The organism is Achromobacter spanius, assembly GCF_003994415.1.
GTDB classification, from domain to species: Bacteria; Pseudomonadota; Gammaproteobacteria; order Burkholderiales; family Burkholderiaceae_B; genus Achromobacter; species Achromobacter spanius_C.
The window spans coordinates 2,533,460-2,558,719 of record NZ_CP034689.1; the positions used below are offsets into that span (position 1 = coordinate 2,533,460).

21 protein-coding genes, 1 tRNA gene and 1 riboswitch are annotated in these 25,260 nt (G+C 65.1%); of the genes, 16 read left to right on the forward strand and 6 right to left on the reverse strand.

Annotated features, from left to right (window positions below; genetic code table 11):
• Positions 1 to 35: 35 nt before the first annotated feature.
• Positions 36 to 140: riboswitch (TPP riboswitch) on the forward strand.
• 101 nt (positions 141 to 241) lie between these two features.
• Positions 242 to 1,693, forward strand: coding sequence for a sodium:solute symporter family protein (locus tag ELS24_RS11795; RefSeq protein WP_127184218.1), 1,452 nt, complete (start codon positions 242 to 244; stop codon positions 1,691 to 1,693).
• Positions 1,694 to 1,804: 111 nt separating this feature from the next.
• On the opposite strand, the gene ELS24_RS11800 is transcribed toward ELS24_RS11795, so the two are convergent.
• From ELS24_RS11800 to ELS24_RS11815, 3 genes are all read right to left on the reverse strand, one after another.
• Positions 1,805 to 1,880: transfer RNA gene (locus ELS24_RS11800), tRNA-Ala, on the reverse strand.
• 68 nt (positions 1,881 to 1,948) lie between these two features.
• Positions 1,949 to 2,731: an exodeoxyribonuclease III gene (xth, locus tag ELS24_RS11805; RefSeq protein WP_127184219.1), complete on the reverse strand. Its 783-nt coding sequence runs from the start codon at positions 2,729 to 2,731 to the stop codon at positions 1,949 to 1,951.
• A gap of 362 nt (positions 2,732 to 3,093) precedes the next feature.
• A complete protein-coding gene (locus tag ELS24_RS11815; protein ID WP_050447931.1) occupies positions 3,094 to 3,897 on the reverse strand; it encodes a FadR/GntR family transcriptional regulator in 804 nt (267 codons plus the stop codon).
• Between the two features lie 281 nt (positions 3,898 to 4,178).
• Here ELS24_RS11815 and ELS24_RS11820 point away from each other — a divergent pair, with 281 nt between their 5' ends.
• Positions 4,179 to 5,615, forward strand: a complete 1,437-nt coding sequence (locus ELS24_RS11820; protein ID WP_127184220.1) for an aldehyde dehydrogenase family protein — start codon at positions 4,179 to 4,181, stop codon at positions 5,613 to 5,615.
• A gap of 123 nt (positions 5,616 to 5,738) precedes the next feature.
• The gene (locus ELS24_RS11825; protein WP_050447929.1) at positions 5,739 to 6,443 is read left to right on the forward strand and encodes a riboflavin synthase; all 705 of its coding nucleotides are present in this window, start codon (positions 5,739 to 5,741) and stop codon (positions 6,441 to 6,443) included.
• A gap of 63 nt (positions 6,444 to 6,506) precedes the next feature.
• Here the strand turns inward: ELS24_RS11825 and ELS24_RS11830 are convergent, their stop codons facing one another.
• Complete coding sequence (locus ELS24_RS11830) at positions 6,507 to 8,000, reverse strand: M81 family metallopeptidase (protein WP_050447928.1); 1,494 nt, start codon at positions 7,998 to 8,000, stop codon at positions 6,507 to 6,509.
• A 324-nt stretch (positions 8,001 to 8,324) separates the two neighbouring features.
• Between ELS24_RS11830 and ELS24_RS11835 the strand changes: the two genes are divergently transcribed.
• The 9 genes from ELS24_RS11835 to ELS24_RS11875 all read left to right on the forward strand — a co-directional run bounded on the left by ELS24_RS11835 (position 8,325) and on the right by ELS24_RS11875 (position 18,350).
• A complete protein-coding gene (locus ELS24_RS11835; RefSeq protein WP_127184221.1) occupies positions 8,325 to 9,758 on the forward strand; it encodes an amidase in 1,434 nt (477 codons plus the stop codon).
• A gap of 60 nt (positions 9,759 to 9,818) precedes the next feature.
• Positions 9,819 to 11,402 carry an ABC transporter substrate-binding protein gene (locus tag ELS24_RS11840; RefSeq protein WP_127184222.1) on the forward strand — a complete coding sequence of 528 codons (1,584 nt, stop codon included), beginning with the start codon at positions 9,819 to 9,821 and terminating at the stop codon, positions 11,400 to 11,402.
• A 14-nt stretch (positions 11,403 to 11,416) separates the two neighbouring features.
• Positions 11,417 to 12,358, forward strand: a complete 942-nt coding sequence (locus tag ELS24_RS11845; RefSeq protein ID WP_050449721.1) for an ABC transporter permease — start codon at positions 11,417 to 11,419, stop codon at positions 12,356 to 12,358.
• A 12-nt stretch (positions 12,359 to 12,370) separates the two neighbouring features.
• Complete coding sequence (locus ELS24_RS11850) at positions 12,371 to 13,240, forward strand: ABC transporter permease (RefSeq protein ID WP_127184223.1); 870 nt, start codon at positions 12,371 to 12,373, stop codon at positions 13,238 to 13,240.
• A 5-nt stretch (positions 13,241 to 13,245) separates the two neighbouring features.
• Positions 13,246 to 14,898, forward strand: coding sequence for an ABC transporter ATP-binding protein (locus ELS24_RS11855; protein ID WP_127184224.1), 1,653 nt, complete (start codon positions 13,246 to 13,248; stop codon positions 14,896 to 14,898).
• Between the two features lie 21 nt (positions 14,899 to 14,919).
• Positions 14,920 to 15,846, forward strand: a complete 927-nt coding sequence (locus ELS24_RS11860; RefSeq protein ID WP_127184225.1) for a 2-hydroxyacid dehydrogenase — start codon at positions 14,920 to 14,922, stop codon at positions 15,844 to 15,846.
• A gap of 71 nt (positions 15,847 to 15,917) precedes the next feature.
• Positions 15,918 to 16,901 (forward strand): alpha/beta hydrolase fold domain-containing protein, encoded by a 984-nt coding sequence (locus ELS24_RS11865; RefSeq protein ID WP_127184226.1) that lies wholly within the window; start codon positions 15,918 to 15,920, stop codon positions 16,899 to 16,901.
• A gap of 15 nt (positions 16,902 to 16,916) precedes the next feature.
• Entirely contained in the window at positions 16,917 to 17,558 is a 642-nt protein-coding gene (locus ELS24_RS11870; RefSeq protein WP_127184227.1) for an FMN-binding negative transcriptional regulator, read from the forward strand.
• 27 nt (positions 17,559 to 17,585) lie between these two features.
• Complete coding sequence (locus ELS24_RS11875; RefSeq protein ID WP_127184228.1) at positions 17,586 to 18,350, forward strand: class II aldolase/adducin family protein; 765 nt, start codon at positions 17,586 to 17,588, stop codon at positions 18,348 to 18,350.
• Between the two features lie 32 nt (positions 18,351 to 18,382).
• Here the strand turns inward: ELS24_RS11875 and ELS24_RS11880 are convergent, their stop codons facing one another.
• Positions 18,383 to 19,174, reverse strand: coding sequence for an IclR family transcriptional regulator (locus ELS24_RS11880; protein ID WP_127184229.1), 792 nt, complete (start codon positions 19,172 to 19,174; stop codon positions 18,383 to 18,385).
• Between the two features lie 347 nt (positions 19,175 to 19,521).
• On the opposite strand from ELS24_RS11880, the gene speG reads away from it, so the two are divergent.
• Positions 19,522 to 20,106, forward strand: coding sequence for a spermidine N1-acetyltransferase (speG, locus tag ELS24_RS11885; RefSeq protein ID WP_127184230.1), 585 nt, complete (start codon positions 19,522 to 19,524; stop codon positions 20,104 to 20,106).
• A gap of 76 nt (positions 20,107 to 20,182) precedes the next feature.
• On the opposite strand, the gene ELS24_RS11890 is transcribed toward speG, so the two are convergent.
• The gene (locus ELS24_RS11890; protein ID WP_127184231.1) at positions 20,183 to 22,543 is read right to left on the reverse strand and encodes a heavy metal translocating P-type ATPase; all 2,361 of its coding nucleotides are present in this window, start codon (positions 22,541 to 22,543) and stop codon (positions 20,183 to 20,185) included.
• 104 nt (positions 22,544 to 22,647) lie between these two features.
• Between ELS24_RS11890 and cadR the strand changes: the two genes are divergently transcribed.
• From cadR to ELS24_RS11905, 3 genes are all read left to right on the forward strand, one after another.
• A complete protein-coding gene (gene cadR / locus ELS24_RS11895; RefSeq protein WP_050449728.1) occupies positions 22,648 to 23,082 on the forward strand; it encodes a Cd(II)/Pb(II)-responsive transcriptional regulator in 435 nt (144 codons plus the stop codon).
• A 103-nt stretch (positions 23,083 to 23,185) separates the two neighbouring features.
• Positions 23,186 to 23,794, forward strand: a complete 609-nt coding sequence (locus ELS24_RS11900; RefSeq protein ID WP_127184232.1) for a nitroreductase family protein — start codon at positions 23,186 to 23,188, stop codon at positions 23,792 to 23,794.
• A gap of 231 nt (positions 23,795 to 24,025) precedes the next feature.
• The gene (locus ELS24_RS11905; RefSeq protein ID WP_050449730.1) at positions 24,026 to 25,258 is read left to right on the forward strand and encodes a 3-methyl-2-oxobutanoate dehydrogenase (2-methylpropanoyl-transferring) subunit alpha; all 1,233 of its coding nucleotides are present in this window, start codon (positions 24,026 to 24,028) and stop codon (positions 25,256 to 25,258) included.
• The last annotated feature ends 2 nt before the right edge of the window (positions 25,259 to 25,260 follow it).

The window sequence follows — 25,260 nt, forward strand, 5'->3', positions numbered from 1 at the left end:
GCGTTGACATTGGCTCGCCGCGACCCTAATCTTGCGGCAATTCCTGGGGGAGCCCGTTTGGGCTGAGATTCCGCGTCATGCGGTAACCCTTTGAACCTGATCCGGGTAATGCCGGCGAAGGGAAGGACATCGCACGGTTCGTGTGCCCTCCCTAGACTTTCATCCATCAGCGGCCCCTGTTCCTCACGGGCCGCCGCGTTGTGCGTCCGGCTATCGGCCGGGCCAGGGAGGACTGTTTTTCATGCTGACCCAAACCACCGCCTTGTTGTGGCTGCTGCTGTTTTCAGGCGGCTTCGCCGTCGCCAGCGTGCTCTATACCCGTCGCAAGCGCGGCACGCTGGAAGACTACATCGTGGCCCGCAACAGCCAGGGTGCGTTCGGCACCATCCTGACGCTGATGGCGTCTACGCTGGGCGCGTGGATCCTGTTCTCACCCGCGCAGGCCGCCACCTGGGGCGGACTGGCGGCGGTGATCGGCTATGCGCTGGGGTCCATGTCTCCACGCCTGGTAATGATTCCGCTGGGGCGGCGCATGCGTGAACTGATTCCGCATGGCCATACCCTGACTGAATTCCTGATGGCGCGTTACGGTCGCCCGATGTACGGGCTGGCGCTTTTCATCATGCTGTTCTATCTGTTCATAGCCTTGTCGGCCGAGGTCACGGCGATTGCCAAGCTGGTCACAATGCTGGCGCCCGTGCCGCTGTGGACCACCGCCGCCATCGTGATGGGCACGACGCTGCTTTACACCACCTATGGCGGGCTGCGTTCGTCGATCTTCACCGACCAGGTGCAGATGATGGTGATTCTGCCCTTGCTGGTGATCCTGTGCGTGGTGGGCTGGCAGGCGGCGGGCGGCGCGCTGCCCACCATCGAAGCGCTGCAAGCCCGCGCGCCCCAATTGCTGGACCTGACGGACCCCGTGGGCGTGAAGGCGGGCCTGACGTTCTTCGTGGCGATCCTGTTGACCGGCATCTTCCACCAGGGCAACTGGCAGCGCATCTACGCCGCGAAAGATGCGCGGTCGATGCGCAATGGTTTTCTGCTGGGCGGCCTGCTGGCCGCACCCTTCATCTTTCTGATGGGCCTGTTCGGCCTGGCGTTCGTGGGCCTGGCGCCGCAGGGCGATAGCTCTATCGCGCTGTTCAGCGTCATCATGCCGCACGCGCCGGCCTGGTTCGTGATTGCCTTGATCCCGCTGGGCCTGGCGTTGGTGATGAGCACGGCCGACACGGCGATCAGCGCGGTGTCCAGCATCGTGGCGGTGGACATGCGCCGGCTGATGCCGCAGGCCAATGGCGGCGACATGAAGCGCCTGGCCCGCTGGGCCGTGCTGCTGCTGGCGATTCCCGTGATGATCGTGGCTTCGCAAGGCTATAGCGTGCTGTATCTGTTCCTGCTGGCCGACCTGCTGTGCTCGGCCGCGGCGTTTCCGGTTTTCTACGGCCTGTTCAGCCGCAAGCATGACGGAGTGACTGCCACCACGGCAACGGCGGCGGGGCTGGTGGTAGGGCTGTTCTTTTTCCCGGCGCCGGGCGACAAGCCCACGTTCTTGCTGGAATCGTTTTTGCTGGCGGCGTTTGTGCCGGTTGTGGTGACGGTGCTGATGCGCCTGGCACGCCGTGGGGTGCAGGAGTTTGATTTGTCCACGCTGAGCGCGGCGGTGCGGCGGCTGGATAAGGATGCGGTCTGAGGGGCGAGCGGTCTGAGGGGGACGCGGTCTGAAGAGGCTTGACGGACAGGCCCCGAATACAAAAAAGCCTTGGAACACGTAGTGGTGTCCAAGGCTTTTTCGTCTGGTGTTTGGTGGAGCGGAGGAGGATCGAACTCCCGACCTTCGCATTGCGAACGCGACGCTCTCCCAGCTGAGCTACCGCCCCAATGAAGCAAGAGCAAAACTATACCTGAACTTCAAAGCGCCGCGCAATACGGCGCCAGGCAATTATTTTCAGACGAATTCCAGCGTGGCCACGACCGGCGCGTGGTCAGAAGGCTGCTCGTTGCGGCGCGGTTCCTTGTCGATGACGCAGGCCACGCAGCGCTTGACCAGCGGCGCGGACAGCAGCACGTGGTCGATCCGCAGGCCGGCGTTGCGGCGGAAGGCGAATTGCCGGTAGTCCCACCACGAAAACGACTTCTCCGGCTGCTCGAACAGGCGGAAGGAATCGGTCAGGCCCAGGTCGAGCAGGGCGCGCAAGGCGGCGCGTTCGGGCTCGGACACCAGCACCTGGCCTTCCCACTTTTCGGGGTTGTGCACGTCTTCATCGGCGGGGGCAACGTTGTAGTCGCCCAGCACGGCCAGACGCGGAAACTGCTTGATCTCGTCGGCCAGCCAATTGCGCATGGCGTCAAACCACGCCAGCTTGTACGCGTACTTGTCCGAATCCACGGCCTGCCCGTTGGGGCAATACGCGCAAACCACGCGGACATCGCCTTCCGGGCTGGGAAACGTCAGCGCCAGCACGCGCTGCTGCGGGTCTTCGTAGCCGGGAATGTTGCGCACCATCGTCGTGCCCGGCACACGCGACACGATCGCCACGCCGTTATAGGTCTTCTGGCCCGCCCAGACGGCGTGGTAGCCGGCTTCCTTGAAAGCCGCCTCGGGAAACTTGTCGTCCGTCAGCTTCAGTTCCTGGATGCACAGCACGTCAACCGGATTGGCCGCCAGCCAATCCAGCACCTGCTGCAGGCGTACGTTCAAGGAGTTCACGTTCCAGGTGGCGAGTTTCATATCTTTCGTAGACCGTTTGTTTATGCGGTTCTCAGGGGTGCTGCCTTCCAAAAAACCGATCTAGCTACGCAGTTGGATACGCATTTGGCTACTCATCCGTGGCGTGGTTGGCGAGCGCCATGGAGAAGGCCAGATGATACCTGCTGATGCTGCGTTCTTCTGCTGGCTGCTCAATGGGGGATGTGGGGCTCCTCTTGCGGCACGTTAGCCTTAGGGGGCCCTAGTTTCTTCATCTGCTTGACGTCGGTCGCGCTGAGTTCACAGGTGTCCACGTCTGCGGCGATGCCACGATTGATGGCTTCGTCCTCTTCCTGAGTGGGAACAATCGTTCCTTGCTTAAGCTTCGGCATACTTCACCCTGATCAACGCTCCGAGCCGCTGTTCAGCATCCGGCTCTTCGCTTTTTCTATATGCGCCCGCATGACGTTGCGGGCGCCGTCGGCGTCTTGTTCCTGGATCAGGCGGTAGATGTGGCGGTGTTCGTCGATGGCGGCGCGGGTGCGTTTCCAGGGTTCGCTGTGTACCAGGTGGCGCATGACGTTGACGGCGTGGCTGACGTCGTATTCCAGCGACTTCAACACCTGCACGAAGCGCTGGTTGCTGGTGGCGGTGGCGATGGCGCGGTGAAAGCCGTAGTCGTAATGGTGGGCGATGGCGCCGGAGGCGTCGGCTTCTTCGTAGCCGGTCAGCATGCGGTCCATCTCGCGCAGGTCGTCGTTGCTGCGGCGCAGGGCGGCCAGGTAGGCGCATTCGGGTTCGATCACCATGCGCAGTTCCAGCCCTTCCAGAATGTGGCCGACGCGGCGTGCCGGGTCGACGGCGGGCATGCCGCCCATCAGGTCGGGCTTGGCGCGCACGTAGGTGCCCGAGCCTCGGATGGAATCCACCAACTGGTCTTCGCGCAAGCGGTCCAGCGCCTGCCGGACCACCGGGCGGGACACCTCGAACAGCGCGGCCAGTTCCAATTCAGTGGGCAGCTTGTTGCCAGGGGCGATCTTGCCAGTGGCAATGGCATAGAACAGGCTTTCATAGACGCGCTCGGCAAAGCGCTCGGCGCGCACATAGCCCAAGCCCGACGCCACGTCCGCCAGCACATCCAGTTCGGGACGGGGGCGCGAGGCGGATTCCAGCAGTGAATCCAGTTGGGGGTCACGCACATTGCTCATTGGCGCGTTCCTGAATAGGTTGAAGACATTCGAAGTTTGTCAGTCGCCATGACAAAAATCGTGGGCCGCTGGTGTCAAGGCAATGGATTGATAAATCAGGGATTACCCGAATTCCAAGCTAAATATCCCGAAGCTTAGGAAGAAAGCTGTCAATTCAATTGACAAGTTAGGGGGGCTCCCTTAATTTTCGATCAGACGTTTGCCATCCGCACATTGCATCACTGACATCGCCCGCGCTTGACGCGCATCACAGGCCGTTCGGCCGCTACTTTACTCCGCACATCGTGACTCAGAAGAACTTTATCGCCAACCAATGGGTGGCCGCTGCCACCGGTGAAACCATCCCCGTCCTGAACCCGTCCGATGGCAAGCCCTTCGAGTCGATCGCCCGCTCGGGCGAGGCGGATGTCGACCGCGCGGTGCAGGCCGCCCGTCAGGCATTTGAAGGCGAGTGGGGCCAGATGGCGCCCGCCGTGCGCAGCCGCCTGTTGATGAAGATTGCCTTCGCGTTGCTGGACCGCCAGGAAGAACTGGCGCAATTGGAATCCGCCGACACGGGCAAGCCCATCAAGCAGGCGCGCGCCGACGCCGCCGCCGTGGCGCGCTATTTCGAGTTCTATGCCGGCGCCGTCGACAAGCTGCACGGCGAGACCATTCCCTACACCCCCGGCTTCACCGTGCTGACCGTGCGCGAGGCGCATGGCGTGACCGGCCATATCGTGCCGTGGAACTACCCGCTGCAGATCTTTGGCCGCAGCGTGGGCGCCGCGCTGGCCGCGGGCAATGCCTGCGTGGTCAAGCCCGCCGAGGATGCGTGCCTGTCGCTGTTGAAGCTGGCTGAAATTGCCGCGGAAGTGGGCCTGCCCGCGGGCGCGCTGAACATCGTGACCGGCTACGGCCACGAAGCGGGCGCGGCCTTGTCCGCGCATCCGGGTATCGACCACATCTCGTTCACGGGTTCGCCGCAGACGGGCAAGATGGTGGCCCACGCCGCCGCCGACAACCACGTGCCGGTGACCCTGGAACTGGGCGGCAAGTCGCCGCAGATCGTGTTCGACGATGCCGACCTGGACGCCGCCTTGCCCGTGCTGCTGGCCGCCATCATCCAGAACGCTGGCCAAACCTGCTCGGCGGGCAGCCGCGTGCTGATCCAGCGCGGCGTGTACGAAACCGTGTTGAAGCGCTTGTCGGATGCATTCGCGGCCACCGTGACCGGCCCCGCCGCGCAAGACCTGGACGTGGGCCCGCTGATCAGCGGCCGCCAGCATGACCGCGTGCGCGGCTTCTTGGCCGAAGCCGAAGCTGAAGGCCTGAAAGTGGCCGCGCGCGGCACGCTGAAGGAAGGCGCGCCCGAAGCGGGCTATTACCAGCCTCCCGTGCTGTTCCGCGACGTGCCGCCCAACAGCCGCCTGGCGCAGGAAGAAGTGTTCGGCCCGGTGCTGGCCGCCATGGTGTTCGACACCGAGGAAGAAGCGCTGGAAATCGCCAACGGCACGCTGTACGGCCTGGTGGCCGGTGTCTGGACGCGCGACGGCGGCCGTCAGATGCGTTTGGCTCGCAAGCTGCGCGCCGGCCAGGTCTTCGTGAACAACTACGGCGCCGGCGGCGGCGTGGAACTGCCGTTCGGCGGGTCGCGCCAGTCGGGCTATGGCCGCGAAAAGGGCTTTGAAGCGCTGTACGGCTTCACCACCTTGAAGACCATCGCCATCCGTCATTGATGGCGGCGCGGGGTGGCGTTCGCCCCCCCCGTGCACGGGGCGGCGCCTGGCAGAACATCGGAAAATATCGGTTAATGTTCATGTTTTGCTTCAGGGGCCCGCCGCCCCGTATTCAGGATCCGTATGTTCACCGGTATTGTTCAAGGCACCGCGACGATCGCGAAGATCGCGGATCGCGAAGGCCTGCGCACCTTCACGCTGGATTTTCCCCCTGGTTTCTGTGTTGACCTGGCCATCGGCGCCAGCGTGTCGACGGATGGCGTCTGCCTGACCGTGACCGAGTTGCTGTCAGACCACCAGGCCACGTTCGACGTCATGCTGCAAAGCCTGGCGATCACCACGCTGGGCAGCTACGTCGAAGGCGACCGCGCCAACGTCGAACGCGCGGCAAAAGACGGCGCCGAAATCGGCGGGCATCCGCTGTCGGGCCATGTGGACTTCACGTCTGAAGTCGTCATGGTGAAGTCGTCGGACACCAACCGGCTGATGCGGTTCAGCATCCCGGAAGCATTCCGCAAATACGTCTTCGCCAAAGGCTATATCGCCATCAACGGCGCCAGCCTGACCGTGTCCGAGGTGAACCGCGCCGAAGGCTGGTTTGAGGTGTGGCTTATCCCCGAAACCCGCCGCATGACGGTGTTCGAGGACAAGCAGGTAGGCGATTTCGTGAACATTGAAATCGAACGCAGCACGCAGGTGGTGGTTGATACCGTGCGCGAAACGGTCCAGGAAAGCCTGGGCAAGCTGCAGCCGCTGCTGGAAGCCATCCTGAAGGAAAAGGGTTTGACCCTGGAAGACTTCATCAGCCCCCAGGGCAAGCTGAAATAGCGAGCCGGAGTTTAAGCCCGGGATTCAAGCCCGGGATTCAAGCTCGGGCTATCCGGCTAGGTATTACCCATTGAACGGCCGGCCTTGAGGCCGCACGCGGATCCCTGGCTGCAAGCGGGTCCAGGGCAGATCCGCGGGGTCGGCCTGCATCGGCCCGGGCGCCTTGGCTACCAGCACCTCGTGCGCAATCGGCTGGAAGTCGGCGCGAAAATGCACCGAACTCTTCACGACCAGAATCCCCATTTCCTCGGGCTGCACTCCGCCCACGCGGAACAGGTTGCGGTCCAGCATTTGCGCCTTGCTGGCGCTGACCACCACGCGCACGCCGCCGATCCGCAGGCCGGCCACGGCGCCCAGGTCCACTTCCATGCCATGCATCATCGGCCCGTCAAAGCGCAGCTTGCCGGGCGATAGCGTTTCCACCACGAAGTCCCCCGTGAAAGGCGCGTCGCCCGCCACGCCCGACTGTCCGCCCAGGCTTAGCGTCACGGTTTGGCCGATGCCGGCGGCGGTGGCGGCGCGCACGGCCTCGGGGTCATAGAGCAGGCCCAGCGCGGCGTTTTGTGCATCGGCATCCACCAGTGCGCGCAGCATGCCCGTGGTGTTGGCGTCGCCGCCCGCGCCGGGGTTGTCCTGCGTGTCCGCAATCACAATGGGGCGCCGTGCACCGGCCGCCAAGGCCTGTGCACGGCGCACGGCGTCAGCAGGTTCCAGAAAGTCGGGCGACCATTGCGGCTCAAGTTCCAGCACCTGCCGATACAGTGATTCGGTGACTTGTTCGACCGCCGCCGCGTCGGTGCCGTAGGCCCACACCACCGGCCCGCACTCCGGAAAATCAGCCGCCGGAAAGCCCGGCGCAAACGACATCGATGCCACCCCCGGCGTCTGCTCCAACTGGGCCAGCGTGTTGTACACGCCTTGCGATGGTTGCAGCATCGTGCACATGCCGTTGATGGGAATCAGGAAGGGCAGGCGGCGCACATGCCGGGTCCAGCGCGAGCCGGCCGCGATGCGGTCCAGCAGCAGGCGCGCGGCGTGTTCCCCGGTATCGGCCATGTCCACGTGCGGATAGGTGCGGAAGGCCACCAGCGCATCCGCTTCCTGCAGCATCTGCGCGGTGACGTTGGCATGCAGGTCCAGGCTGGCCACCACCGGCACGTCGGGCCCCACTACCTGGCGGACGCGCGCCAGCAGCTCGCCTTCGCCATCGTCCAGGTGTTCGGTGACCATCGCGCCGTGCAGGTCCAGGTAGATGGCGTCATAGCGCCCGGCACGCGCCGCATCCACGATTTCTCCGGCAATGCGCTCAAAAGCATCGCGCGTGACGTGGGCCGACGGGCTGGCCCCCGCCCAGATCACGGGGTGCACGCTATGCCCCCGCGCCTGGATGGCGTTGATGAAACCGCCCGCGGGAATGTTGACCGAGCGCAGCGCCAGCATGTCCTGGCCGCGCACCATCGCGGGGAAACCTTCGCCGCGGACAAAGTTGTCGTACCCCGCCTTGGATGGCGCAAAGGTATTGGTCTCGTGCTGAAAGCCAGCCACCAGGATGTGCATGTCGTTTCCTCTTGATTTCAGGTCGGTGAAATTCCGGGTCTGCCGAATTATTGGAGACCGCGCGGGCTTTCAGCAATAGCGCTGTCCGCGCCCCGGTTCATTGCTTCCGCTTCCCGCCGATTTCGCGGGAAATCCCTGATCAAACTCGCGTTGCGTGCGCCCGATGGGCTCGCTTAGAATATTTTTATGAGCTACGTAGGTATTGCTAAACAATACTTTCAAGCAAGCAGGACGAACGCGGTATTCATCGGAACGGGGCATGCGCGCCGGCCGCTTCCGAGCCAAGTTCCGTCACACCCAGGCGTATCAAGGTTGCAGGACTTCATGCGGACAGAGGAATATGAAGAGCGCGATGGCTTGGGCTTGGCCCAACTGTTGGCTCACAACGAAACCACCCCGGCCGAGCTGATGGCGTGCGCGCTGGAACTCGCCAGCACACGCGGCACGCCATTGAACGCGCTGACCTATGTGCAGCCCGACACGGGCCGGGGCCTTGCTGCCGACTGGCGCCAGCGTGGCGCCTTTCGTGGCATTCCCTTCATCTTGAAAGATTCAGGTCTGCCCAGCCGGCGCTTTCCGTCCAGCCTGGGCTCGCACCTGTTCAACGACACGGCCTATGACATTGAGTCCACCTTGGCAGAACGTTTCGAAGCCTCGGGCCTGATTCCGTTTGCGCGCAGCACCGTGTCGGAACTGTGCATGGGGCCGTCCACCGAAGCGCGCCGCAACGGCGGCGCCACGCTGAACCCGCGCGCGCTGGACCGCTCGGTCGGCGGCTCCAGCGGCGGCGCGGCGGTGGCCGTGGCGGCGGGCATCGTACCGGTGGCGCACGGTAGCGACGGCGGCGGGTCGATCCGGATTCCGGCGGCGTGCTGCGGCGTGTTCGGCTTGAAGCCCAGCCGGGGCCGCGTCCCGATGGGCCCGGCGCGCGGCGAAGGGTGGGGCGGCATGGCCTGCGAAGGCGTGCTGTCGCGCAGCGTGCGCGATACCGCCGCCGCCCTGGACGGCATCGGTGGCTATGCCCCCGGCGCGCCCTATGCCGCGCCGCCGCAGCCCGGGTCGTACCTGGACTCGGTGCGTGAGCAGCGCCGCGAACCGCTGCGCATTGCGCTGTGGCGCCAGGCGTGGAACGGCATCGCGATTGCGCCGGAATGCCTGGCCGCTGTTGAACGCACGGCACGCCTGTGCCGCGAACTGGGGCACGAGGTGATCGACGCACCCTTGCCTGAACTGGATTACGCCGGCTTCGTCCGCGCACACGGCACGGTGCTGGCCACCAACATCGTGCTGGCCGTGCAGGCCCGCCTGACGCTGCGCGGCCGCGACCTGCGCGACGACGATCTGGAACCGGTCATCCGCGATGGCCTGTCGGTGGGCCGGGGCCTGACCGCCACGCAATACGTGGATTCGATCAACCGCTTCCATGCCATCGGCCGCGCCATCGAATCGGCCATGACGGGCTTTGACCTGGTGCTGACGCCCACCTTGGCGCAGTTGCCCGCCAAGCTGGGTGAGCTGGCGCTTGAGGGCGAGTTCTGGGCGTTTCGCGAAAAGGTGTCGCGCTACGCCACGTTTCTTGCCGTGATCAACGCATCGGGCCAGCCGGCGGCCAGCCTGCCGCTGGACTGGACTGAAACAGGGGTGCCCGTGGCCAGCCAGCTGATCGGGCACTTCGGGCGCGAGGACCAGATCCTGCGCCTGGCGGCGGAGCTGGAACGCGCCGCGCCTTGGGGCACGCGGCCAATCCTGCTGCCCTGAACCACGCCACGGTCCGCCGCCATACCGGCGGCGCCGTTCAAAACCATACAAGGGGAAGAAATGAAACGCGCTTTTCTGTTTTCGACCGCATTGTTCCTGGCCTCGGCCGGGCCGCTTGCCGCCGTGCCCACAACTAGCCAGGCCGAGACCACCGCCAAGTTCGTGATGCATGCGCCGCTGCGCGTGCTGGACCCGATCCTGACGTCGGCCTACGTCACGCGCAACCACGGCTATCTGGTCTACGACACGCTGTTCTCGATGAATGCCCAGGGCCAGGCCAAGCCGCAGATGGTGGATTCCTGGACCGTGTCGGAAGACCGCCTGACGTATACCTTCAAACTGCGGCCCGGCCTGAAGTTCCATGACGGCGCACCGGTGACGGCGGACGACGTCGTGGCCTCGCTGCAGCGCTGGGAAAACGGTGACCCCACCATCGGCAACCGGCTGAAGCTGGCCACGGCCGAATTGGCCGCAACCGGCGCCGACACCTTCACGCTGAAGCTTCGCACCCCCTACGGGCTGGTGCTGGAATCGCTGGCCAAGGAAAGCTCGCCGGTGCCGTTCATCATGCCCAAGCGGATTGCGTCCGTGCCGGCCTCGCAGGCAATCAGCGAAACGATCGGGTCGGGGCCGTACAAGTTCGTGCAGGCCGACTTCCAGGCGGGGGTCAAAGCCACCTACGTGAAGTTCGCGGACTACGAGCCGCGCAAGGAACCGGCCAGCGCATTCGCGGGCGGCAAGGTCGCCCGCGTGGACCGGCTGGAACTGGTGAACATCCCCGACAGCCAGACGGCCGTCAACGCGCTGCGCAATGGCGAGATCGACTTCCTGGAAGACGTGCCGCCTGACCTGATGCCGCAATTGAAAGACGCCAAGGGCATCACGCTGAAGTCGTATGGCAAGAACTCCAATATGTTCACGCTGCGCATGAACTGGCTGCAAGCGCCGTTCAACAACGTGAAGGTGCGCCGCGCGGCGCTGGCGGCCTTGAACCAGGTGGACTATCTGGACGCGCAGATTGGCGACCCCGAGGTCTACCAGGTATGCGGCGCGGTGCTGACCTGCGTGTCGCCGTATGCGTCTGAAGAAGGCGCCACGCAGATCAAGGCGCCAGACCTCGCGCATGCGCGCCAGTTGTTGAAAGACAGCGGCTACAAAGGCGAAAAGGTGGTGGTGCTGCACCCGACGGATCTGCCCATCTTCGCCAATATTGCGCCGGTAACCGCGCAGGCGTTGCGCAGCATCGGCATGAATGTCGAAATCCAATCGATGGACTGGGCCACCTTGCTCAGCCGCCGCAGCAAGAAGGACGGCGTGGAGCAGGGCGGCTGGAGCATCTTCCAGTCGAACATGTCCAGCCTGGACCTGACCTCGCCAGTGGGCAACCCCAACCTGGACGGACGCGCGGGTTCCACCTACCCCGGCTGGACGCACGACGACGCGATGGACGCGTTGCGCACCCGCTTCGCCGCCGCCGGTACTGAAGCCGAACGACGCGACATCGCCACCGCCATCCAGCGCCGCAATTACGAGCAGGTGATGTACGTGCCGCTGGGCGGGTATTCGAAGTTCAAGGGCTATGACGCCAAGTTCGCCGATCTGGTGGACGCGCCGATTCCGCTGTTCTGGACCTCGGCCAAGTAGCGGGAACTGCCATCATGCTGAATCTGATCCTCAAACGCCTGCTGGCGGCCATTCCCGTGATGTTGGTGGTGGCCACCGTGGTGTTCCTGCTGTTGCGCATGGCCCCGGGCGACCCCGCCCGGGTCATCGCCGGAGACATGGCCAGCGAAGAGGCCGTGGCCGAGGTCCGCGCCCAAATGGGCCTGGACCAGCCGCTGCCCACGCAGTACCTGCTGGCCATGGGCGCGCTGCTCAAGGGTGACCTGGGCGAGTCCATTATTTCGAAAGACTCGGTGGCCACGCTGATTGGCCAGCGCCTGGGGCCGACCTTCGCCCTTGCCCTGTGCGCCATTTTGCTGACGATCTTCGCGGCCATTCCCTTGGGGGTGTTTTCAGCCTGGTGGCATAAGCGTCTGATCGACCGCGTTACGTTGGCCGTGACGGTGCTGGCGTTTTCGGTGCCGGCCTTCGTGGTGGGGTATCTGCTGATCCTGGTGTTCTCGGTCAAGCTGAACTGGCTGCCGGTGCAGGGCTACGCCGGCCTGGCCTCCGGCTTCGGCACCTTCCTGTATCACATGGTCTTGCCCACCGTGACACTGGCCACCGTGTTCGTCGCGCTGATCACCCGCATCACGCGCGGCAGCATGCTGGAAGTGCTGGGCGAAGACTTCGTGCGCACCGCGCGCGCCAAGGGCGTGCCCGAACGCTACGTGCTGTACCGCCACGCGCTGCGCAATGCGGCGGTGCCCATCGTCACGGTGATCGGCCTGGCGCTGACCACGCTGATCAGCGGCGTGGTGGTCACCGAAACCATCTTCAACATTCCGGGCGTGGGGCGCCTGATCGTCGACGCCGTGCTGGCGCGCGACTATCCGGTGGTGCAGGGCACGATCCTGTTCTTCTCGTTCGTGTATGTCTTCATCAACCTGGCGATCGACCTGCTGTATGTGGTGCTCGATCCGCGCATCCGCTACTGAGGCCGGATCCCCATGACTTCAAACGCGATCTCATTTCCCCGGGCGCGCGCCTGGTGGCCCGCGCTGACGCGCGATCCCATGATGCTGACCGGGCTGGTGCTGCTGGTGGTGTTGATTGGTATGTCGCTGCTGGCGCCCGTCATCACCTGGCACGATCCAGCCAGCCTGACGCCGCGACTGCGCTTAAAACCCGTCAGCGCCGAGTACTGGCTGGGTACCGATTCGTTGGGCCGCGACCTGTTTTCCCGCGTGCTCTACGGCGGCAGGCTGTCGATCACGCTGGCCGCGCTGGTCAGCGTGATCTCGGTGTGCGCCGGTTTGCTGCTGGGCTTGCTGGCTGGTTATTTCCGCCAGCTGGACGCAGTGGTCATGCGCATCATCGACGGCATCATGGCCATACCCGGCCTGCTGCTGGCCATTGCCATGGTGGCGCTGGGCGGGGCGTCCATACCCACCATGGTCACGGCCATTGCCATTCCGGAAATTCCACGCGTGGCGCGCTTGGTGCGCAGCGTGGTGCTGTCGGTGCGCGAAGAGCCTTACGTAGAAGCCTCGCTGGGCATGGGCACCGCCACCTGGCGCGTGCTGTGGCGCCATGTGCTGCCCAGCACCATCAACCCGCTGGTGGTGCAGGCCACGTTCATCTGTGCGTCCGCCATCCTGATCGAAGCCGTGCTGGGCTTTCTGGGGCTGGGCTTTCCGCCCGAGATCCCCAGCCTGGGCAGCATCATTTCCGAAGGCCGGCCCTTCTTTCAGCGCGCCCCGTGGATCATTTTGTTTCCCGGCATTTTCCTGGCGCTGCTGATCTTGTCCGTGAACCTGTTCGGCGACGCGCTGCGCGACCGCCTCGACCCGCGCATGGCGCGTCTACGCAAGGGCTGAACGCCATGTCATCCACTCCCATTCTTGAAATCCGCGACCTGAACGTCAGCCTGCCCGGCGCGGGCGACCGCCGTTACGCCGCCGAAGGCATCAGCCTGACGGTGAGCGCGCGCGAAATTGTCTGCATCGTGGGCGAGTCCGGGTCGGGCAAGTCGGTCACGGCCAGCGCCGTCATGGGCTTGCTGCCCAAGAACGTGCTGCGCCTGGAAAGCGGCCAGATCCTGCTGTCGGGCCGCGACATCACGCACGCCTCGACCGCCGAGTTGCGCGAGCTGCGCGGCGACCGCATGGCCATGATCTTCCAGGAACCCATGACGGCGCTGAACCCGCTGATGCAAGTGGGCGACCAGGTGGCCGAGATCTTCCAATTTCACGGCCCGTCGCTGTCGCGGCGCGAGGTCGACGCCCGCGTGCTGGCCTTGCTGACGGACATGCGGTTGCCATCGCCCGAAACACTGCGCCATGCGTATCCGCATCAGTTGTCGGGCGGCCAGCGCCAGCGGGTGATGATAGCCATGGCGCTGGCGAAGGAGCCCGCGCTGATCATCGCCGACGAGCCCACCACCGCGCTGGACGTAACGTCGCAAGCGCAGGTGCTGCGCTTGCTGCACGGCCTGCGCGAGCAGCACGACACGGGCATTCTGTTCATCACGCATGACTTCGATGTGGTGGCCGAAATTGCCGACCGCGTCATCGTGATGCAGCAGGGCCGCATTGTTGAAGCCGGGACGGCGGCCGAGGTCCTGGCCAACCCCCAGCACCCTTACACCCGCAAGCTGATCGATGCCGTGCCCAAGGGGCAGTTTGGCGCGGGCGCGCCGCTGGCCGAGGGCGACCCGGTCATCAGCGTGGAAAACCTGGGCATGCGCTTTGTGACGGCTAGCCTGTTCAAGGCCAAGCGCCGCGAGGTGCTGGCGCTGGATGGGGTGTCGCTGTCCTTGGCGCGCGGCGAAACGCTGGGCATCGTGGGGGAATCCGGCTCGGGCAAGACCACGCTGGGCCGCTGCCTGGCGCATTTTGCGCGGCCCACGTCGGGGCGCATCGTGATGAACGGCGAAGATGTATCGCGCCTGTCGCGCGCCGCCTGGCGGCAATGGTGCAAGCGTATCCAGATGGTGTTCCAGGACCCTTACCGCTCATTCAATCCGCGCATGACCATTGAAGCCACGCTGGCCGAAGGGCCGATGAATTACGGCGAAGACCGCGCCCGCGTGCAGGCCCGCATGCGCGACATGCTGGAACTGGTCAGCATCGACGCCAGCGCGCTCAAGCGTTATCCGCACGAGTTCTCGGGCGGACAGCGCCAGCGCATTTCCATTGCGCGGGCCTTGATGATGGAACCCCAGATTCTGATTGCCGATGAAGCCGTGTCGGCGCTGGACGTGTCGGTGCAGGCGCAGATCCTGGACTTGCTGGAGCGCATTCGCGAACAACTCAACCTGAGCATGATCTTCATCACCCACGACCTGCGCGTGGCGGCCCGGCTGTGCCATCGCATCGCGGTGATGCAGCGCGGCCGTGTGATGGAGATCGGCCCCGCCGAGCAGATCTTCACGCGCCCCGGCAGCGGCTACACGCAGGAATTGCTGGCCGCCATTCCCGGCAAGGACGGGCTGGGCAGCCGCCCCGTTGCGGGCCTGGCCTTGGCCAGCGCATGACGGAATCCAGGAAACCAGACGATGACACGCGTTGCCTTATTGAGCCGGTCGGCCAATCTTTCGTATTTCCAACCCTTGCTGCAAGGGCTGGCGCCCGAGTTGGACGTGGCCGTCTGGCCCGACCCGCGCAGCCTGTCCGCCGACGTGGCGGTGTGCTGGAACCCGCCCGTGGGCGTGTATGACGACATGCCCAACCTGAAGCTGATCCACAGCATTGCCGCCGGCGTCGACAACCTGTTGGACGGGCAGCGCACGCGCGGCCTGCCGGTGTGCCGCGTGGTGGATCCGCAGTTGGCGCAGGGCATGTTGCAGTACGTGCTGTGGTGCGTGCTGACGTTTCACCGCAAGCTGGACGTGGCGCTGGCCAACCAGCGCAGCGCGCAATGGCAGCGGCCCGTGCAGACGCCCGCGTCGCAATGCCGCGTGGGGCTGATGGGCCTGGGCGAGCTGGGTAGCGCCATCGCGGCGGTGTTGCCGGGGCTGGGCTACCCCGTGAACGGCTGGTCGCGCACGCCGCGCCAGATCGATGGCATGCGTGGCTATGCGGGCGAAGCCGAATTCGATGCCTTCCTGGCCCATACCGATGTGCTGATCTGCCTGGTGCCGCTGACACCCGCCACGCGCGGCATTCTCAACCGCCGCACTTTCGACGCCTTGCCGGCTGGCGCGGCGGTGGTCAATTGCGGGCGCGGCGAACATCTGGTGCCCGCCGACCTGATCGATGCCTTGGCGCGCGGGCAGTTGCGCGGCGCGGTGCTGGACGTTTTCGCGCATGAGCCGCTGGACCCCGCCGACCCGCTGTGGCGCACGCCCGGCGTGATCGTGACCCCGCACATGGCCACCATGCCGGCCCCCGGCACCGTGGCCGAACAGGTGGTGGCCAACATCCGGCGCCTGGGCCAGGGCGCGGCGCTGGCCAACGCCGTGGACGCTACGCGCGGCTATTGAGCTGGCGCCTTTCCCGCTATTCCCTTATCCCCAATCCCCGATTTCATCCCGACCTCTCAACGAGACACACCATGTATTTCGACGACCCCGCGTTCACCATTCCCACCGGCACCCCCGCGCCTTTGGATCCGCAGATTGCCGAATTCCTGCGCCGCATGGCGGCCGACGCATCGCAGTACCCGCGCCGCGACACCTTGTCGATCGAGCAGGGCCGCGCCAATGCCGAAAAAGTGCGCCTGCCCTGGGCGCAAGGTGGCCCGGAAATGGCCCGCACCGTGGAACATCAGGTTGCCACCCGCCACGGCGATGTGCGCGTGCGCGTCTACTACCCGGCCGAACGCCGCTTGCCCGGCGCCTTCATCTACATCCACGGCGGCGGCTTCGTGCTGTTCAGCATCGATACCCATGACCGCGTCATGCGCGAATACGCCCAGCGCGCCGGGGTGGTGGTGATCGGCGTTGACTACACGCGCGCGCCCGAAGCCAAGTTCCCGCAACCGCTGGAAGAATGCGTGGACGTGGTGCGCTGGGTGGCGGCGTCGGGCCAGGCGCTGGACATCGACGCCAGCCAGCTCTTCCTGGGTGGCGACTCCGCCGGCGCCAACCTGTCCATGGGCACGGCGCTGACCCTGCGCGACGAGAACCAGCCGCTGCTCAAGGGCCTGGTGCTGAACTACGGCGGCTTCGGCAGCAACCTGTTCCGCAACTCGGTGGTGCGCTACGGCGCGGGCGACTACGGCCTGTCGCTGCACATGATGATCTGGTTCCGGGGTATGCACATCCGCCATGGCAAAGACTTTTTCGACCCGCGCGTGGACATCCTGCGCGCCGACGTGACGGGCCTGCCGCCTGCCTGGCTGGTGGTGACCGAATGCGATCCGCTGCATGACGACAGCATCGAACTGGAACGCAAGCTGCGCGAAGCCGGCGTGGACGTCGCCGCCAAGGTCTATCCCGGTACGGCGCACAGTTTCCTGGAAGCCGTGTCGATCGCGGCGGTGGCGGGCGAGGCCTTCGACGACACGGCGCGCTGGTTGCACGCCAAGGCCGCGTAAACGGAGGCCCCGGCCATGTACACCCCGCCGGCCTACGCCGAAAACGACACCCGCGTGCTGCATGCCTTCATGCGGGCGCATAGCTTCGCCACGCTGGTGACCGTGGGCGCGGACGGCGCCCAGGCCACGCACCTGCCGTTCCTGCTGCGCGAAGACGGCGGGCTGGGCACGCTGGTCACGCATCTGGCGCGCGCCAATCCGCAGTGGCGCCACCTGGAGGCGGGCGCGCGGGCGCTGGTGCTGTTCCAGGGGCCGCATGCCTTCATATCGCCTAGCTGGTACGTGAACCAGCAGACGTTTCCCACCTGGAACTACACGGCAGTGCACGCGCGCGGCGCGCCGCGCCTGATCCAGGAACCCGAGTCCATCCGCGCCGTGCTGTCGGCCACCGTCGCGCATTACGACACGCCCTTGGGCGGCGAGTGGACGTTTCCCGCCATGCCCGAAACCCTGACCGCCCCGCGCCTGAAGGCCATTGCCGCGCTGGAAATCCCGATTGCCACGCTGGAAGGAAAAATGAAGCTGAATCAGGATAAATCGGTGCAGGACCGCCTGGGGGTGATACGCGAACTGGAGCGTTTGGGCGACACTGGCGGCTTGGCCATCGCGCGCTTGATCCGTGCCCAGCTTGATCTGGCCGGCCAGGCGGATGCGTGAACCTTGATCGCAACCGGAGCCTTACTCATGATGCAAGAAGCAAGCGAAGCACAAGTGCGCGAAGAACTGGCGGCGCTGTACCGCCTGGTCGCGCATTTCCGCATGACGGACCTGATCGACACCCACATCAGCGCGCGGGTGCCCGGCGATAAACATCATTTCCTGATCAACCGCTACGGCGTGCTGTTCCATGAAATGCGTCCGCAAGATCTGGTGAAGATCGACCTGGACGGCAACCCCGTGGACCCGGGCGACGCCGAAAGCCAGGTGGTCAACGCCGCGGGTTTCACCATCCATTCGGCGGTGCACGCCGCGCGCCACGACCTGGCTTGCGTGGTGCACACGCACACGGCCGACGGCATCGCCGTGGCCTGCCAGCGCGACGGGCTACTGCCCATTACCCAGCACGCGCTGCGCTTCTACAAGCGGCTGGGCTATCACGACTATCAGGGCATTGCGCTGGACCTGGAAGAACGCGAAAGCCTGGTCGCCAGCCTGGGCCAGCACAAGGCCATGATCCTGCGCAATCACGGCCTGCTGGCCGCGGGGTCGTCGGTGGCCGAGGCCTTCGTCAATATCTACTACCTGGAACGCGCCTGCCAGGCGCAGGTCAAGGCGCAGTCGGCCGGCGTGCCGCTGGTGTTTCCGTCCGAGGCGGTGTGCGAACGCACCGCGGGTCAGTACGAACGGCCAAACGCCCCGATCTACACACAACGTGTCTGGACAGCGGCCCGTCGGCTGCTGGAGCCGGGCCTGGAGACAGCGGCGGGAGGCTCTTCCATGCCCGCCTGACCCACGCTGTTGACGACTGCCCGGCCCGCCAATCAGGACATGCCGACCTTGCCGCTCAGCGCGCGGGCGGCCGTCATCAGCAGGGGGGAATAGCGCCGCGCGAATTCTTCCGGCGAGTCCCATTCGGATACCAGCCCCGCAATCTGGATGGCCGCGACCGGGCGGTGGCGGTGGTCCAGGATGGCGGTGGCCAGGTTCAGTTCGCCCAGCAGGCTTTCTTCGATGGCCGTGGCGTAGCCGTCCTGGCGCGCCTGGACGACCAAGGCGCGGATGCGGTCCGGGTCGTTGTTGGTCTTGGGCGTGGTGGGGATGGTGGCGCGCGGCATGTCGATGGACCGCGTGAGGATGTCTTCGACTTCTTCATCAGGCAGGTGCGACATGATGGCGCGGCCGCCGGCAGTCTGCACCATGGGCAGCGCGCGTCCGGCCAGCGTGCTGCTGAAGGTCTGGCGCTTGGTCTGGCGGCGCAGCGCGAAAATGATGTAGAGGTCGTTGAAGAGACTCAGTTCGACCCTTTCGCTGGTTTCGCGCTGCATTTCGGCGATCAGTGGCGTGGCGCGTTCCAAGAGCGGTACGCTGCGCATGTAGTCGAAACTGCGTTGCAGGATCTTCTTGCCGGGCGTGTAGCCCTTGCCGCCCGCGCCGCGTTCCAGGTAGCCCAGCGTGACCAGCGTATGCGTCATGCGCTGGGTGGTGCTGCGGTCAAAGCCGGTGATTTCCATGAGCTCGTTCATGCTGAGCGTGGACGGCCGCTGGGCAAAGGCCTCCAGCAGCTCGAAACCCTTGGCCAGGGATTGCACGAATAGGGGGTCAGGGCGGCTCATGGTGTATGGCGGCGGAGTCGATGTCAGGCGGAAATTTCGGAATTTTGGAATTGTATAAAGATTCGGAAGTATTTCCTAGAGATACCTGGGCCGGCGGTATGACACTGCACTTGGCGCGCTATCTAGCGGGCCGCGCAGGCCGCGCCGCTGCGATTTTCGATGTTCTTATTGATGCGGCGTTGCTTCATATTTGAGAAATTCTTGATATTTAAAGCAAGCAATAACAACGCTTTCCAGGCAAAAGTGTCCTGTAAGCCGCATAAACGCTCAAGAATTTTCTGAAATGCCCATGAAATGGTAGTTTCGGGGCTAACAGGAATACAATGCCCGCACTTTCGGAGGTTTCTATGTCGGTCATATCCGATATCAAAATTCGCCCCCTGGAGCGCGGCGACCTGCACTTTGTGCACAAGATCAACAACAACGACGTCATCATGCGTTATTGGTTCGAAGAGCCTTACGAGGCCTACGACGAACTGGTCGCTCTCTATGATCGCCACTTGCATGATCAAAACGAACGGCGCTTCATCATCGAGCACGATACCGGCCAACCCGCCGGCCTGGTGGAACTGGTTGAAATCGACTACATCCATCGCCGTGCCGAATTCCAGATCATCATTGCCCCCAGCTACCAGGGCCGGGGTTACGCCAAGGCAGCCACCCGCATCGCGGTGGGTTACGCATTCCGCGTGCTGAACATACACAAGGTCTATCTGGTGGTGGACAAGGACAACACCGCGGCCGTGCACGTGTACGAACGCTGCGGCTTCCAGATCGAAGGGCTGATGAAGGAAGAGTTCTTTTCCAACGGCGCCTATCGTGATGCCTACCGCATGGCCTTGCTGCAGCACGAGCACTTGCGCGACGTTGGCCCCGGCGCACCAGACGCGCCCGTGCTGCGCGATTGGCCGCAAGAAGAACAGACGGGCTGAGGCCCAGGCCGGAACTGCGGCGGGGCTAACGCCGCGCGGGGCGTGAACCCCCGCGCGGCATGAGCGGCTACCGGGTTTAATCCGCCGCGCGCAGCAGCCGCAGGCCGTTGGCCACCACCAGCAAGCTGGCGCCCACGTCGGCAAACACCGCCATCCACAAGGTCGCATTGCCGGTCATGGCAAGCGCCAGGAACACCACCTTGATACCCAGCGCCAGCACAATGTTCTGGATCAGCACGCGATGGGTGGCGCGCGACAATCGCAGGAAAGTGCCGATCTTGCGCAGGTCGTCGTCCATCAGGGCAACGTCCGCCGTTTCGATCGCCGTACCGGTGCCGGCCGCGCCCATCGCAAAACCGATGTCGGCGCGCGCCAGCGCAGGCGCGTCGTTGATGCCGTCGCCCACCATGCCCACCTTGCCGTCGTTTCCCACATTGGCCGCCAGCTTGCTTTCAATGGCGGCCAGCTTGTCTTCTGGCAACTGATCCCCCCGCGCTTCATCCATGCCCACCTGCCGCGCAATGGCTTGGGCGGTGGGCGTGTTGTCACCCGTCAGCATCAGCGTGCTCACGCCCAGGGCGTGCAGGTCGGCGATGGCGGCGGCGCTGGTGGGCTTGACCGTATCGGCCACGGCGGCCAGTGCCAGCACGTGCGTGCCGTCCGTCAGGGCGATCGCGCTTTTGCCTTCGCGTTCCAATTCGTCCATACGCGCCTCCAGCGTCGGATTCGACACGCCCGCATCGCGCATCAGGCGGCGGTTGCCCAACTGGAACGTCATGCCGTCAATGCGCCCGCTGACGCCGCGGCCGGGCAGGGCGGTGAAGGCGTCCACATCCAGCAAGGTGCTGCCGGCCTCGCGCGCGGGGTTGGCGATGGCCAGCGACACGGGGTGGTCCGAGCGGGCGGCCAGGCTGGCCGCGATCAGCGTGGCGGGATGGGGGGTGAAGTCGGCCACGTCCCAGGCTTCCAGGTCGGTCTGCACCGGCTTGCCCTGGGTCAGCGTGCCGGTCTTGTCCAGCGCCAGCCACTTCAGGTTACGGCCTTCTTCCAGATAGACGCCGCCCTTGATCAGGATGCCTCGGCGCGATGCCGCGGTCAGGCCGCTGACGATGCTGACCGGCGTGGAAATGACCAGCGCGCAAGGGCAGGCGATGATCAGCAGCGCCAGGGCGCGGTAGATGGCGTCGAACCACGGCTGGCCCCAGAGCAGCGGCGGCACCGTGGCCACCAGCAGCGCCACCGCGACGACGGCGGGCGTGTAGATGCGCGAAAAGCGGTCGATGAAACGTTGCGTGGGCGCGCGCGCGCCTTGCGCCTGTTCGACTGCGTGGATGATGCGGGCCAGCGTGGTGTTGCCGGCGGCGGCGGTGACGCGATATTCGAAGGAGCCCGCGGCGTTCACAGTGGCGGCGTAGACCGGGTCGTCCTGCGCTTTTTCCACGGGCAGGCTTTCGCCGGTGATGGGGGACTGGTCCACGGTGGAGCTACCGTTGACGATGATGCCGTCGGCGGCGATGCGTTCACCTGGGCGCACGCGCACCACGTCGCCCACGTTCAATTGCGCGGCGGGCACTTGCAGCCAGGCGCCGTCGGCCTGGCGGACGGTGGCCGTTTCCGGCGCCAGGTCCAGCAGGCCGCGCACGGCATTGCGCGCGCGGTCCAGCGAGCGGGCTTCGATCAGCTCGGCCACGTTGAACAGGAACATCACCATGGCGGCTTCGGGCCACTGGCCGATCAGCACCGCGCCGGTGACGGCGATGCTCATCAGCGCGTTGATGTTCAGGTTGCCGTTGCGCACGGCGATCCAGCCCTTGCGGTAGGTGCTGATGCCGCAAGCCAGGATGGCGGCCAGCGCCAACGCCGCGGTCACGCCCCAATGCCAGCCTGCAAAATGCGAAAACTCGGACAGCGCGGCCAGCACGCCGGCCCCGCCAATCTGCCACCAGTTCACCGGCGTGGCGGCGGGGGCGGGCGTGCCCGCGCTGCCTTCGGCCAAGGGTTCGGGCGTCATGTCCAGGGACTTGATGGCGGCCATGATGCGGTCCAGCGCGCCTTCGGCGTGCACCACGGTCAGCACGCGCTGCATCAGGTTGAAGTCCAGCGCATGCACGCCGTCCAGGCCGTCCAGCTTTTTACGGATCAGCGTTTCTTCAGTCGGGCAGTCCATTTGCCCGATGCGCAGCCGCGCCAGCGCCTGGCCGGGGCCAGCGCTAAGCGTGGACGCATCGGCGGCCGCCGCGTAAGCGGGCGTGCCGGGGTCGTGCCCGCAGCAGGCGGATGCCGCGTGATCGTGGCTGTGATCGTGGCTGTGCTCGTGATTGTGCTCGTGGCTGTGGCTGTGCCCCTTCGTGTCGCGCGCATGCCCATGGCCAGCGCAGCCCGCGTGAGCGTGCTCGGCAGAGGGACGATCGTGAGATTTGACCGGCGGGAATGACATGGTTCTGGGCCTTGTTGAAACGGATGCCGTCATTCCACACCTTGGAGTTACTATAGGGTCAACCCCAAAAAAACACTCATTCGGATGCGATCCCAGGAGGCGTGATGCGAATTGGCGAATTGGCCACGGCGGCCGGCACCACGGTCGAAACCGTGCGCTACTACGAGAAAGAAGGTCTGCTGCCCGCCCCGGACCGGGGCCTGAACAACTACCGCAGCTACGGGCAAGCCCATCTGGAACGGCTGCGCCTGATCCGCAACTGCCGTGCGCTGGACATGACGCAAGACGAGATCCGCGCCATCCTGTCCTTGGCCGACAACCATCACACCGGCTGCGGCCCCATTAATGAACTGTTCGACGAACACATCTCGCACGTGGATGAGCGCATCGCTGAACTGATGCAGTTAAAGACCCAACTGACCGATTTGCGGCAACGCTGCCTGTCGGCGCAGCCCGATGCGGAAAATTGCGGCATCTTGCATGGCCTGTCTGAAATGCAGGTCGAAGAGCGCCAGGAGCGGCACACGCACCTGGGCTGACCCCGCCCGCGATGCCCTTTGCGCCGGCCGGGGGATACCCACCCCGGCCCGCGGCCTTCGCTTACTATGAGAATCTGTCTCTTTTACCTTTGCGCCTGAATCAATGACCGACTCCACGACCGCCACCCCGTTGCACGCGCTGACCACTCGCCGTTCCACCAAATTCCTGCGCGGCCCCGCGCCCAAGCCCCAAGAACTTGAACAGATCCTGCAAGCCGCCATGTCGGCGCCCGACCACGGCGCGCTGCGTCCGTGGCGCTTTGTCGTGATCCAGGGCGAGGCCATCGCCAAGCTGGCGGACGTGGCGCTGGATGCCGTCAAGCGCAGCGGCGACCCGCGCATGACGCCCGAAAAAGAAAAATCGGTACGCGAATGGATGGCCAGCGTGCCGTTGTTCATTGGCGTGGCGCAAAAGATCGCGCATGACAACACCAAGATCCCCGAGCATGAACAGTTGCTGGCCACCGGCTGCGCCGTCATGAACATCCTGAACGCCACCCACATGCTGGGCTACAGCGCGTTCTGGAGCACCGGCGTCGGCACCTACGTGGAAGACGTGCAGAATGCCTTGGGGCTGGACTCGATGGACTACCGCTTCCTGGGTTATCTGGCCATCGGCACGCCGGGTTGCGCCGTGCCGCCCGCCAAGCGCCCCGACTTCCGCGAGTTCGTCACGGAGTGGACCGGTCTGAACGCATCGCTGCGCACGTGATATGCCACTCTGAACCGCCCTGGGTAAACCGTGGAAAACCCCTAGTGCAACACGGGCCGGCAAGCCGCTTTGGCCCTCTCAACGCCCCTGTCCCCTGTGCTAATCTCGTCGACGGCCACGCATATTTATCCCTATGCGCGGGCCGACGATGGCAGCGCCCGGGGTCACACGCTCTTGGCAATGTCTTGGTAGGAAGAAAACGCGTGACACGATCAAGCGTGGAGACAATACATGAGCCAATATGGGCCGTTGAAGTTGCACGTCCCCGAGCCCACGGGGCGTCCGGGTTGCAAGACCGACTTTTCCTATCTGCATCTATCGCCGCCCGGCGAGGTGCCCAAACCCCCCATTGATGTTGCCGCGGTTGATACCGGCGCCCTGGCGTACAGCCTGGTCCGCGTGATTGACGACGACGGCCGCGCGGTGGGGCCATGGGCGCCCGAGATCAGCAACGACATGCTGCGCGCCGGCATGCGAGCCATGCTGAAGACGCGCATCTTTGACGGGCGCATGCTGACCGCGCAGCGCAAGAAGAAGATTTCGTTCTACATGCAAAGCCTGGGCGAGGAAGCCATCGGCTCCGCCCACGCGCTGGCGCTGGAACAGGGCGACATGTGTTTCCCGACCTATCGCCAGCAAAGCATTCTGCTGTCGCGCGATGTGTCGCTGGTGACGATGATGTGCCAGCTCATGTCCAACGAGCGCGACCCGCTCAAGGGCCGCCAACTGCCGGTCATGTATTCCGACCGCCCCAACGGCTTCTTCACGATTTCGGGCAACCTGGCCACGCAGTTCATCCAGGCGGTGGGCTGGGCGATGGCGTCTGCCATCAAGGGCGACACCCGCATCGCCTCGGCCTGGATCGGCGACGGCGCCACCGCCGAAGCCGACTTCCACACCGCGCTGACCTTCGCGCACGTCTACCGCGCGCCGGTCATCCTGAACGTGGTCAACAACCAGTGGGCCATCTCCACCTTCCAGGCGATTGCCGGCGGCGAAGGCGCTACCTTCGCGGGCCGTGGCGTGGGCTGCGGCATTGCGTCGCTGCGCGTGGATGGCAACGATTTCCTGGCGGTGTATTCCGCCTCGCGCTGGGCCGCCGAGCGTGCCCGCCGCAACCTGGGCCCGACCCTGATCGAATGGGTCACGTACCGAGCAGGCCCGCACTCCACGTCCGATGACCCTTCCAAATACCGGCCTGGCGATGACTGGGCGCACTTTCCGCTGGGCGACCCGATCGAACGCTTCAAGAAGCACCTGATCGGTCTGGGTATCTGGTCCGACGCCGAGCACGACGCCGTGCGCGCCGAACTCGATGCCGAGATCGTGGCTGCCCAAAAGGAAGCGGAAAGCTACGGCACCTTGGTGGACGGCCACGTCCCCAGCGCCGCCAGCATTTTTGAAGACGTCTACAAGGACATGCCGGAGCATCTGCGCCGGCAGCGCCAGCAGCTCGGAGTCTGACC